The 13,467-nt window shown below is 39.8% G+C and carries 6 protein-coding genes; all 6 read right to left on the bottom strand.

Annotation, left to right across the window (positions count from 1 at the left end; genetic code table 11):
* Positions 1-30: 30 nt before the first annotated feature.
* Positions 31-2,361: a type II/IV secretion system protein gene (locus T344_RS0102060; protein WP_027627338.1), complete on the bottom strand. Its 2,331-nt coding sequence runs from the start codon at positions 2,359-2,361 to the stop codon at positions 31-33.
* Positions 2,362-2,951: 590 nt separating this feature from the next.
* Positions 2,952-5,036, bottom strand: a complete 2,085-nt coding sequence (locus T344_RS0102055; RefSeq protein WP_027627337.1) for a copper amine oxidase N-terminal domain-containing protein — start codon at positions 5,034-5,036, stop codon at positions 2,952-2,954.
* Between the two features lie 310 nt (positions 5,037-5,346).
* Positions 5,347-9,735, bottom strand: a complete 4,389-nt coding sequence (locus T344_RS31450) for a glycosyl hydrolase family 18 protein (protein WP_162178016.1) — start codon at positions 9,733-9,735, stop codon at positions 5,347-5,349.
* Between the two features lie 315 nt (positions 9,736-10,050).
* Positions 10,051-11,715, bottom strand: coding sequence for a carbohydrate-binding protein (locus T344_RS0102045; protein ID WP_027627336.1), 1,665 nt, complete (start codon positions 11,713-11,715; stop codon positions 10,051-10,053).
* Positions 11,708-12,460: an RNA polymerase sigma-I factor gene (sigI, locus tag T344_RS0102040; RefSeq protein ID WP_027627335.1), complete on the bottom strand. Its 753-nt coding sequence runs from the start codon at positions 12,458-12,460 to the stop codon at positions 11,708-11,710. The genes T344_RS0102045 and sigI overlap by 8 nt, the downstream gene beginning before the upstream one ends.
* 766 nt (positions 12,461-13,226) lie before the next feature.
* Positions 13,227-13,467: IS3 family transposase (locus T344_RS0102035; RefSeq protein WP_154669409.1), on the bottom strand; the 241-nt coding region annotated here is incomplete at its 5' end.

Here is a 13,467-nt window from a genome sequence, read left to right as displayed (position 1 = left end):
CACCTTAACAAAAATTTATCAATTAATATATTAATCCTTGCTGTAAGTAACTCGTAACATTTCATCCAGGGAGGTTGTGCCTTCCTTAACCAGCCTTATACAGCTGTCTCTCAAAGTATGCATCCCCAGGCTTATGGAAAGCTCTTTCAATTCGTCGGAGGTTACATTTTTAGCTATCATCTCCCTGTGCTTTCTGGTAATTTTCATGATCTCATAAATCGCTATTCGTCCTCTATAACCTGAATCATTGCAAGCAGTGCAGCCCTTAGGCTCATAGATTTTTACATCCTCCTCCGGATCCAGTTTCAGCAAGAGCTTTTCATTTTCATCAAGAGTGTGTTCGGATTTGCATTCGGGGCATAAACGCCTCACAAGTCTTTGAGCAATAACTCCGACAACGGAAGACGAAATGATAAACGGCTCTATACCCATATCTATTATTCTTGTAATTGAACTTGCCGCATCATTTGTATGCAGGGTACTTAAAACAAGATGTCCTGTAATAGCAGCTCTGGTTGCAATTTCAGCAGTTTCACCATCGCGAATCTCTCCTACCATGATTATGTCCGGATCCTGTCTCAAGAATGCTCTCAATGCCGAACTAAAGGAAAGTCCGGCCTTTGAATTTACCTGCACCTGGTTTATGCCTCTGATGGTAGACTCAACAGGATCTTCGACTGTGAGAATGTTTACATTCGGCTTGCTTAACTCCCTGAGTGCAGTGTACAGGGTTGTGGATTTACCGCTTCCTGTAGGACCAGTAACCAGTACGATCCCGTGAGGGTTGTCCATGATATCGTTAAATTTCTCCAAATCGTCCTCAAAGAGTCCCAGGTCTTTTTTTGAAACATTGAATGCTTCCTTGTCTGCAATTCTGATAACAACCTTTTCGCCATGCACGGTCGGAAGAATCGATACACGCATGTCATAATTCTTTTTATTGATGGTTACGGTTATTCTTCCATCCTGCGGTATCCTCTTTTCGGCTATATTCAACGCACTTATTATTTTTATTCTCGCAACCATCGACGATAATATTTTTTTATCATGGCGCATTATTTCCAATAACTGTCCGTCAACCCTATAACGGACAATTATGCAGTCTTCATAAGGCTCAATATGTATATCACTGGCTCTCTGAGTAACAGCCTTTTGAAAGATTATATTAACCATTTTAACTATGGGGGCATTTGAAACATCGCTTATATCATTCAGATCCTCATCCTGCTGAACAGATTGAATCTCAACTGCGATTTCTTCATTTATTTTCTTCATTTCCTCATCCAGATCACCATTGAAAGTGAAGCTGTTACTATCGGGCGCAGTATTTTGAATGGGCTCGGAAGTTATTACTGCCGGCTTGGGCTGAACTGCTTTTCCATAATGTTTTTCTATCTTTTCTGCTATTAGCTCTTCCTTTGCCAACAGTGATACAATTTCCAGACCTGTCGACAGTCTCAAGTCATCCAGAGCAAATACATCCAAGGGGTCTGCCATTGCAACTTTTAGAATATCCCCATCCGCTTCAACGGGAATCAAATTGTATCTCCTTGCCAGACTATCCTTGACTAAATTTATTACCCCGTCCGGAATATCAATTTCTCTTAAATCTACATAAGTGGTATTCATCTGAACTTCCAGAAACTTATATAGTACGTCCTCTTTTATAAAATTCTCACTAACCAGTATTTCACCTATTTTACCGCCTCTTTCAGACTGAATTTTCAAAGCTTCCTCCAGCTTTTCTTCGGCGAGGATTCCGCTGTTTACCAAAAGGACTCCCAACTGGCTTTTGAAAATAGGCGAATTGTTTTGATTCTGGGCTTCCAATACCTTGCGTATTTTGTCCTTATCCAGATTGGCAATGTCCTCTTCGCTCAGACATATTTTCGCATTTCTGTCATGTTTTGCTTTTGTATTCTCCTTTTTAAATGCTTTTTCAATAAGCATTTCAATTTCTTTTTCACTGCCGAATACCGGATTGATCTGATACTTTGTGGAAAGGGTCAAGTCATCAAGAGCAAACAGGTCCGACGGATCTTTCATTGCTATATAAACATTGTTCTGATCTAATTTGTAAGGTATGGCGCAATGTTTTCTGGCCACAGCTTCCGGAATTATTTTAGGTATATTCATATCTTCGAACTCAAAATTTTCCAAATCCACAAGTTCGATATTCATACTTTTGGCCTTGACGGACATAGCTTGTTTCTCATTTATTGCACCATGTTCAATTAAAATATCGAGAATAGGCTTGTTTAATGTAATATTAAGACTCCAAGCCTCCTTCAATTGAGCCATATTTATCAGGCCTTCTTCAAGAAGTATATCTTCAATACCTTTTTCTGCTATTCCTGCCATAATTTCACCTCATATATATTATTCTATATAATACCATATTTTGTATATGGTTCCATGGTCACAATTTAATAGTAATTTATGTCGTATTTTTATATTTTTTAATTGATTTTCTTTATATGTAATTTTATGTATCGTATGGTAATTATATATTAACATAATATTTTTAACTAATCAACATAATTTAGTAACTTTTGACAGAATATGCTAATTACCCTCCTAAGATTTATGTAAAATGTATACTTTTAGATATTATTTTGGAATTATTTTAACTTATGACAATAAGTGGTCCTAAAAATAATTAGCTAATAGTCATAGGACTAAATACCCCTTCATAAGATTACAAGTACTATTAATAGTACATGCCTGAAATTGCAGGATATACACAAGTGTTTTTGCTGTTACATTGACCGGTTTGAAACCTCGCCCTGAAACAGGGTGCTGAGTGTTCTGCATCAGCAAAAATACTTGTGATGAGCCTTACAAACTTCAGGCATACACTTTGTCGTCAACCCATTTATTAAAATCGGTAAAGGTACACAATAAAATTTTTACATGTATAATAAATTCTGTTAGTTTTGCAGCACGCCTTTTTAATAAGAAATTATCTTCTCGATATCTTTTCCGGCAGTTAACAATACAAAAGTATTTGTCTGCATATTATATGAGTAAAGAACTTTACTGCCGCTGTAGATTGATGTCTTGTCACCTTCGATGCCGTAAATCAGATAGATATGCGGAACCTTGGTAGCCAGAACTGATTTTACCTCGAAGTCCTTTTTAACAAGTTTGGATGCTTTTGGAGTCAAACTATATAAAGTTTGTATTTTATCCTGCAGTCCTCCTGCAAATACCTGATCTGAAACAAGATTCCAATACTTTACCGTAATACCTGTGACAAGTTCCCTGTACTTTGAATCATGGCTGCTTATGTCATACCGGTTTGTAATATTGTTGGCTCCTGCAAATATCAGCGAATCACCCACAACTGACTGGTTTGTAATATTAAAATCTATTGCCGCATTGCTGATGCTTCCTGAATTATTTATAAATAATACAGAATTTCTCGTTGTAGACTTCACCGACGCCCTGTCAAAATCTTTAACTTTCAGGTAGACTCCCTTTTCGGTTACTATATAGGAATCTATGCTTTTAACGTCAAGTGCGTAATTCCACGTTCCTGTTTTAAAGGTATACAGAACTTCCTCCTTCGGAGCTTCCACGCCCACAGCCTGTTTACCCAGCAATATCATCGTGTTGTTTATCACCATTGTTTTTGCAATTTTCACGTTTTTGCCGGATAATTTACCGTAATTAACTGTTGAATAGTTCCCTCCGGGAGTATACTCAACTATGCGGTTTAACTTTTGTTTGCTGGAGTCTGTTCCAAAAATATAGATCTTTCCATTATATGATTCCATGACTTCCACATTCAAGCCGTACGGATCCGCCGGCATCTTCTTAGCCTTGTCAACATCGAGCTGATAAAGCTTCCTAACCTTTTTGTCGTCCTGAAGAATGGCATAGACTTTTCCGCCGCACACCCTGACATCATCAAAATCAATACTGTATAGGTCTTTTGCATTACTGTCGGTGCATGTCACCATCATAACCGAAGCCCCGTTTGAAACCAGCAGATATTGTTTTGTACCCTCCTGCGGCCGGGTTTTCATATACAGCCAGTCATCAGTGATGCAATACTCTGTCATGGTCATATTTGTATATAGCTGGCGTACATTCCATTTGGGGTCAATTTTCACAATAGTATAGTTTCTATTGCTGTCATATTTATTTAGTATTATACTATCCTTAAAGTTCACCTGAACCGAACTGTAACAGTCCCCCACTACCAAAGACAAATTGTTCCCGGTAAATCTGTAAAGCTTATATTTCTTATCACTGTTATCATAACCGTAAAAAACTCTGCATTCGCCGAATATATATGTATCAACAATGTCAAAATTCTGCTTTAGATCAACAAATTTACCGTTTTCACGTTTAACAAGCTTGTTTTGTCTAAGGGCCTGGTCATAGACATATAAAATGATTGCGCCCTCCTGACTGTATATATCCTTTATTTCAGTATTGCTGAGCATATCACTGTATATGCCTTTCTTGTCAACCGTGAAAAAGTTGGGTAAATTTATTTGCTTGTTAAAAAAAGTAAAACCTCCTATTCCAATATCGGTACTTTTTAGTATTTTTGTTGTTTTAGTCTTGGAGTTATATGTTACTTCATACCCCAGAGACTTAAACACATCACTTACCGGAACAGTAAGTTTGTTTGATACTATTTTCGGTGCTTTTGTAAACTTAAATTCTTTTCCGTTTATCTTATATTGCAGACTTTTATCCTTTAATGATAAGTTACTTGCACCATTTGATGCAGTCATTAATCCGGTCTTATTATCAAAATTAACCTTATACCCAATCCATGGCAATATTTGATCAATTTGGACAAAAAGCTGACCCTGATTAATATAAGGAGCTACGCTGAAACTTTTTGTAAGTGAATGAACAACGAATTTTTTATCATCAGTCGTTAATGTAATGTCCACAAATCCGTCATGCGAAACCTTCGCCGTCTTAGTGTCTGTTGTTGTTTCGGCAGTAGCTGCCATTGGTAATTGTACCAACAAAATAGTAAAAACTAATAAAAATAATACTGTTTTTTTCAATTCTTCTACCCCCAGTTCCTAAATATTTTCCTTCTAAATGAAGTAATATTTTTATTATTCTACTAATAATGTTAATATCCTCCATATTTCTACTTTTATTTTATGTCAAACACTTTGAAATATTAAAAAAATCCTTTGAACCTCTGATTTTGCTAATGTGCTTATCGGCACCATCATACTCCTGTCATACCCATGCCGGACCGCAGGACAAAATAAATGTAGGTCCTACTCTACATTTATCTCGTCCTGCGGGGTATTTGGGGAGATATTATTTAATTTTCTTTTTTAAATAACAGCTTTATTTGTCCTGTCAAACCTGGGACCACAATGCTGGAACATTTGAAGGTTCCCATCCGGGCAAGGACGTATGTGCCTGTATGCATTCATATAAATTACCGTTATATGTGACCAGGTCCCCTGTCCTATATACCGCATTTGCAGCCCATACAGGCTTTGCGGGCTGGGGATCAGGCTCAGGCTGCGGCCTGGGATCCACTCCCGGGGCAGAATCTGTTTTGGACCACAATGCGGGAACATTTGACGGCTCCCACCCGGGCAGTGACGTATGACTTTGAATACACTTATAGGCAGTTCCATTGTATGTCACTACATCCCCTGCATTATATGCCTTATACGCTTCCCATGCAGAACCGTCAACTATTTGCGGCCTTGTGGCTGCAGTTACTGTCGAACTCCATGCGCTGGTCCCAGATGAATTCTTTGCTCTGACTGCATATGTGTGAGTCGAATTTGCAGCCAAACCGGTATGGGCATATGGGCTGGTTACATTGCTTATTTCAACTCCGTCTAGCTTTAAGTCATAGCCTGTCGCACCCGCTGAATTGCTCCAGGCTATATTTATGACCGAAGTTCCTGCGGCAGCTGCATTCAGACCGGTTGGCACCGCCGGAATTGCAGGCGGATTGGTGTCATCGTCGCCAGGTTCACTTCCTGTATTAAATACTTTAAATATATTGGTAAATTCAAGGTCAGTTTGTGTTATGTTTGAGGATTGGTATAATGCTCCGCCTCTTCCATTATCCCTATTCACAGACCACATTGCCAGTAACCTTACCCAGCTGTTGGACTGTGCAAATGACAACAGTTTTCTGGCATCAGACTGATAGAATACCTCTGTCTGAACGTCATTCTTGCCAATCATGGGCGTAACACCTATTTTAACCGAAATGCCCAGACTATTGCATTGGTCATAAGTAGCCCTGGCAGCCTGGATAGCATAATCCCCCATTTTTCCGTCAGGGTTTGGCGCCTGCCCATCTCCGTAATCCATCGCCATAACATTCACAACGTCTATTCTTACTCCATTTTCTTTTGCATTCTTTAGCACGTATAGCCCGTCATCGGTTAATCCTGATGGAAGCACGGGCAGGCAGAACGCAACTTTAAGGTTCGGATTCCGGGCCTGCAAGCCTTTTATTGCTTTATTTCTCCTGTCTACAGCGGCTTTGTCCGCAACTGCGCTTCCCTCAATATCAAAATCTATCCAGGTAAGTTTATATTTATCAATAACAGATTGGTATTTTGATTGAAGTGCAGCAGCATCAGTATTGGATTGTGCAAGCTCGATTCCGTTTGCTCCTCCGAAGGACACTATTACATCGCCGCCCTTGCTTCGTATATTGTTAATTTCATCTGCATAGAAATCAGTATCTATTCCTGTTATTCCGCCCCATGCAGGATTTCCTGCTCCGTTGCTCGTGATAAATGCAAGAGTATAGAACTTTTGATTTGTTTTTTCATAACAATCATTAATACTGAAGGTAGGCCAGAGCATAACATCAACGTATGGAGCGAATATTCTGCTCCCCCAGCTTCCGGACGTATCATTATCTGCCTGTTTTGTAGTTGCACTTACAATGGAACTCCACGTACTGGCGCCTTTTGCATTCTTCGCCCTGATTGCATATGTGTGGGTCGAATTTGCAGCCAGACCGGTATGGGCATATGGGCTGGTTACATTGCTTGTTTCAACTCCGTCTATCTTTAAGTCATAGCCTGTTGCACCGGCTGAAGCATTCCATGATATATTGATGACAGATGTTCCGTCAACTGTCACTTTCAGGTTCTGAGGGACATTGGGAACCGTACCGGGTTCTTCCTGTGCCGTACCAAGGTCCGACCACAATTTACCGAGAAGTGTCCCTTTGTAATCCTGATTATATTGCCAGAACATGGCACCGCCCAGACCTTTTTCCTTTATGTAGGCTGTCTTGTAACCAAAAGATTCTACATCGTCATAGGTCAGGAACTGACCCTGATTAAGCAGATAGCATGCCTTTGCCTGTTCATCCCAGTAACGTGTCCAACCATTTTTGTTTATATAGTTTTCTACTAATTCAGAATATGTAGGCCAGTCATTTCCCTTTCGGCCGTAGAAAGGCATACCCATATTGATTTTCCCGGCAGGAACTCCATTAGCCAGGTGGATTTTAACTGCCGAATCACAGCTTATACTGTAACCATAATTTGAGGATTCATAAAGATTTGCATTATGTCTTGAAGCTCCAAAATCATAAGTCATGATATTTATGAAATCACATATTCCTGCTATTTTAGCAAGTTCGGTATTGTTGGCATATTCCTGGCTTGCACCTGAGGCAATCGAAAGAATCTTTCCGTTTCCTATTTTATTGCGTACCGCCTGAAGCATCAGTGTAAAGTTTGTTTTATCTTCAGGACGGCATTTTATCATACCCCATCCGCCATTAACGGGATATTCCCAGTCCAGGTCTATTCCATCCAGTTTATTGTCACTTATTACCTTTAAGCAGCTTTCAGCAAAAGTATTGCGTGAAGCTTCGGTAAGTGCTGCGTCAGAGAAGCCGTCTCCTCCCCATCCGCCTACCGACAGTATTACTTTCAAATTTGGATTCTTTACTTTAAGGGCAACTAAAGCTGCAAGATCACCCGGATTGCTGACTGCTACTTTTCCATTTACTATTTGTGCAAAAGCATAGTTGATATGAGTGAGCTTTGTTGCATCTACATTATTTGGCGTACCATAAACATAGCCTATGACATTGTAACCGCCTGAAGGGTTTGTATTGCCGTCCTGATTGGATTTTACCGTAATTACAAGACTTGCACCGGGTGTGATCCCATGCTGATTGGACAAATCCGCCCTGTATGAATATGTACCCGCACTTTTACCGCTTACGTCATATTTAATTATCTGTGCCGCAGATGAATTTGCAGTAAGGTTTTGGGTTTTAACAACATTATTTCCTTCGTATAAGGTCAATTCCGTTGCAGTATTGTTTGCAGGTACGGTAACAGTAACCGTGAAGCTTCCCGAGTTGGTAGTGCTGTCCGCGCTTAAAGCTGCCGCCGCAGGTAATTTATTATTACCGTCATCCTGGTTGATTCCCTTGAACTTTTCAGATATCAGTGTGGTCATTGGAAAACCCGAAGGATTGTCACCTGAGATTTCCCATATAATCATTCCGCCATATCCGTTGTTTATGACATAATTACACCGTTCACCCAGAGATTCTTCATCTTCATATGTATACATGACACCTTGGGATGCATTGTACAAATACGGCACTTTCCCATAGGGATCCCTGTATTTTATGTATCCTGCAGTTTTTTCAAGCTCCTTCATCTTGAAATATGGATTCTGGCCTCCCGGAGACTGGGGGTTATCCCATGTTCCCACGGGTGCACCGGAAGCTGGGGCAAATAATCCCGGAAGAGCTCCTCCGTTATTCTTTACACCTTTCCAGCCCCTTGAATAAAAGGGAGTGCCTACATTAAGCTTATTTGCAGGAATCCTGTATACATCTCTATACAACTTCATAGCCGAATCGGTATTATATCTGTTTTTAATATCCACCGGTGAAGTGTCTGACGGATCATTAGGATTCGCGTATATTCCCGAATGGTGATTGGTGGTTGTCTCCCATGCACCATGCATGTCATATGTCATAACATTTATGAAGTCAAGATACTGAGCATATACGTCAGGCTCCTGGTAAACAGCCTTGTCATAACCGGCTGGAGCCGCTATAGTCAGCATCTTTCCCGATAACCCGTTATTATTATATGCCTGCCTGATTTCCCTCAGCAGTGCGGTAAAGTTCTGCTTATCCTCCGGTCCCCCGGGACAGCCCTTATCATACTCATCGTTAGGGTCGGCTTTCCTGTCTATTCCGGGAAATTCCCAGTCAATATCTATACCGTCGATAAATGGATATTTCTTCAGGAATTCTACAACACTTTTTATAAATACAGCTCTGGTGGAAGATGTTGCCGTCATGGCATGAAAATTCTGACCTCTTGTCCATCCGCCCACAGATACAAGCACTTTAACATCAGGGTACCTGGACTTAAAGTATTTATATTCTCCGAAGTGCCCTCTGATTTGATTTGCCTCCCAGCCTTCGGAATGGGTGAACATTTTGTCAAAATCGGCAAAGGTGTCGGTACTTGCCAGCTTGAAACCGGAATCAACTTCAAAGAAGGCATGATTGATAACTGTAACTTTATCCCATGGTATTTTTTCAACAGAAAAATTACTGTGGTTTACATTGTAAGTCCCCCAATTCGGGAAATACGCCACAATGTTCTTTCCTCTTCCGGTTTCAGCCTTTACATTTAAAGTCGCAAACTGTGTAAACAGCAGTGCAAAAGCCAGGGTTACTGCAAAAAATCTTTTAAGTTTAAATTTCCTCCGCATAATACACTCCTTTCAAAATTTATCCATAAGCAGCAGCACAAATAATTTTGTAGTGATAAATCCCCAAGAAACCATACTCTTAAAAAAGCTTATCTGCCGGTTTTTTTATTTTCTTAACATATTTTTTATGCCGTCGAATGGATATTAAGTAAACTTTTAGGAAATCAATATATTATTACGTGAAAATTATTCCTTTTTGTGTGGGTCAACAAAATTTTTTACAAAAAAGTTTTTATTCTGTCAAAATAAATCATACTTTTTCGGACAATAAAAAAGATGTACACCGTCAGGGTACATCTCAAATTTAAAGAAAATTTACTGTTGTTTTTCCCAAAGTGCGGGCACAACAGGCGGTTCCCAGCCTTCAATGGACGTATGTGCCTGCAGACATCTGTACTGGGTCTCCTTATACACTACGATGTCTCCTGTCCGGTATGCATTGCCGGGCTGCCATGAATTCTTTTCGGCAGAACCGAGCTGCTTTTGCCATAGTGCCGGTACCCTCTCCGGAGTCCAATCGGCCTGGGATTTATGAGCCTGTATACACTTGTATTTTTCTCCCCCGTACTCTGCAACATCTCCTACTGAATACATTACTCCTGCATCCCATACCGCCGCCTCCTTATTGACTGTTTTTTGTACCAGCACATTTACCTCATTGCTCATTGACTTTCCTGCTGAATTTGACAGTTCGCATATATACGTATAGCTGCCGTTTTCCTTTTCGCTAAAGGATTTAACGACCGTTTCCCTGGAACCTGTTTCAGAAGACATTATTACACGGTTATTCTCATACAGCTTAAATTCAGCTGCGTTGTTATCATTTCCTATAACTATTGTCAGCTGATATTCTCCCGTATTGGAGGCTTTATCAACAGAAATTACCGCAGCCCCGGGAGCTTTTAGATTATTTGTATTTTCAGCCGGCTGTTGAGCTTCAGGTCCGGCGCCGCCATCCGGTTTCGTTTCGTGTGCCGGCTGCCGCTCCTCCTTTGTCTGAGTGGCAATCTCAGGCTGCGCATCTGGCTCGCTTTCTTCCATTTGCCTGCCTTGAACCGTCTGGCTGCCTCTCTGTGCGCCAGTATCCTCTTCAGAAAATGTTACATCCTCTTCCTGCTTTTGTATTGGCGCAGCCGGCGGATCATCGGATGCTTCGGAGTCATTTTCATTAATATCATTAAAGGAACTATTTTTACTCTCATTTACGTCTTGAGGAACATAGTCAAGTACTTTCATAATGTCATTTATGCTGCTTTCCCTGACTTTATCAATTGATAAATCCATTCCCTTCTCTGCCGCCAATTCATACAAATAGTACTTTCCGGGTGACATCTGATTTTTTAAGGCCAGCTCTCTGATTTCGGGGGAAGTTTTAATTGCTTCGGTAATAATACGTTTGTGTCCTTTCTCTCCCGATACTCCTTTCAGGGTGCTGAGGAATTTCTGAAACTCTGTTTCCTCGTAAGTTTTATTTTTTTTGTATAACCTGCTGTCCGGGTTTATGACACCTGAGATAAGTACATAGTTGTCGGTATCATCCTTAAAAAATCCAAGTTTGTCCGATTTCTCAAATATAATCTTCAAGGCATCTTTCAGATCCATTCCTCTTGTGTCCAATCCCTCTGAAAGTTCATCTGCATCACTATTAACCGCACTTGTATCCAACACGGTATTATTCTTGTCAATGGTGATTTGCACACTTGGATTAATATCCAGATAAACATATGCAAATGTTCTGTCGTTGTCAAAAAGTGTAATCCGGGACAAAAATACTGCAAGGACAATCAGCACAAAGCACGCTGCCACAGCAGAATACTTCAGGATGGCAGACGTGGGCTTGATAATATCCTCATCCAGAAACATTATCTTCTGTCCCAAATACATTCCGGGACGCTTTTTTACGTAAAAGTACCTGAACCCTTCAGACATAATTATCGCACTATTTTTCTTCAATTCCAGTACGGTACCATATTTATGCATTGAGCGTCCCTCCTTCCTCTACACTCACCACATAGGCTTTCAAAACATCGAGGTCACTCCTTATGATAAGACACGTCGTTATGATGAATTTTCTGTTTCTCTCTATAGTTCTGCGATGTACATCAGCTATTTTCATTAATTCATTTAATGGTATGGCTTTCTTTTTTGTCATCATGTCGTATAGTCTATCGTTATCCGTTATCATTCTTGCGATTTTTACACACTGTCTGATGGAATCCTTGTGTTTGGGAGAAAATAAAACCAGATCATCAAAATTTATACCATATTCACTCAGGCACAATTTAAATGAAGATATCTCGTCAGCGGTCTCAATTTTCTCCAGCTCGCCGGCATTATCCATCATATATCTCTTCTCTAACGCATTAAACTTTTCCTCATCAAAATATGTAAATGGATAAACTTTAATATCCCTGGTTTTTTTACTGTTTCGATAGTAATCAATAAGCCTGCTGTTAATAACCTTTTTGCTGTATGCCAAAAATTTATTTCCCTTTTTGATATCGAAGCTGTTTATGGCCTCATTAAAAGCAGAAAGCCCTACACTGAACTCTTCGTTATTCTCTATACTAACATACCTTCCCAGCTTATGTGAAACAGTTTTAACAATAAACGGTATATACTCCTGAATTAATATTTCTCTTAATATTTCATCACCTTTTTGTATCTTATCGATTTTATTTTCAATGGTATTTTCACTTCTGAACAACGAATTAAAAAATGACAACCCAGCAGCACCTCCTCTGTTTATTTTATTTGTGCACCATCTATATTTTATCAATATTTTAAATAAATTCCATAAAATATTAAAAATATGACAAATTACAAATATTTGTAACAAAATTGTACTCTGCAAATTAGTACGGAAGTACCGGTATAATCCGCATAAGCTGTTTAACTAAAAAGTTGAGAGGCAGCTTTGACCGCACAACGTGTTAATTTAACGCGTTGTGCTAGTTTAAAAGCGCAGGTATTATACGTAATAAACAGCTGCTGCCTCACTGGGAACAATTTTAAAGAACCGTGCTTCAATAGTGCGCGAGAACGTATCCACCAATGAGAAGCCTGATTAGAAGAGCTTGCTTGAAATTTGTAGGCTTAATCCAAGTGCATCATGCCGGGAAATTGACAGGAGGTCAATTTTAGCAGCACACGAGACCCGGATGGTCGAGTCGCTGCGACGGCAAAGAGGTGCTTGGAGTAAGCCATACTATTTCAGGCAAGAACTTCGGAGGCGATCCATTGGTGGATAGCGGTCGGGAGCACTATTGATTGTGCAGGATTGCACAAAAAGAGCTTGCTTGAAGGTTAGTACGGAAGTTACCAGTTGATATAAAAAATTACACAGGTAAAGCAAATATAGAATAACCAGCACAACGTGTTAATTAATGAAACAAAAGAGGATGTTCCAGATTTTGAACCGCTCCCCGTCAAGTAGACAATTAAAAAAATAAAAATCTTTTCTGCCAGTAGGTATAACCTGCTGGCAGTTTTTATGCTGCATGTAAATACATATCATGTTTCTCCATTGGCGTTAATACACCAAGATTTCTTTGTAATCGTTTATTGTTGTAGTACTCAATATACTCTTCTATCATTTTTACTACCGATTCCCTACTGGTAAATCGCTTCCCATAATATCGTTCTCTTTTAAGGATACCCCAGAAACCTTCCATAGGACCATTATCAATGCATTTTGCTACTCTTGACATACTTTGGGTCATTCCTGCAACT

The sequence above is a fragment of the Ruminiclostridium cellobioparum DSM 1351 = ATCC 15832 genome (assembly GCF_000621505.1).
Lineage (GTDB): Bacteria > Bacillota > Clostridia > Acetivibrionales > DSM-1351 > Ruminiclostridium > Ruminiclostridium cellobioparum.
The sequence above is the reverse complement of the archived record's forward strand: the minus strand, read 5'-3'. Positions and strand labels throughout refer to the sequence as shown.

What these genes read in the sequence shown, in the direction of transcription:
- T344_RS31450 (WP_162178016.1), bottom strand. Translation starts at nt 9,735, where the DNA reads ATGCGGAGGAAATTTAAACTTAAAAGATTTTTTGCAGTAACCCTGGCT.
- T344_RS0102060 (WP_027627338.1), bottom strand. Translation starts at nt 2,361, where the DNA reads ATGGCAGGAATAGCAGAAAAAGGTATTGAAGATATACTTCTTGAAGAA.
- T344_RS0102045 (WP_027627336.1), bottom strand. Translation starts at nt 11,715, where the DNA reads ATGCATAAATATGGTACCGTACTGGAATTGAAGAAAAATAGTGCGATA.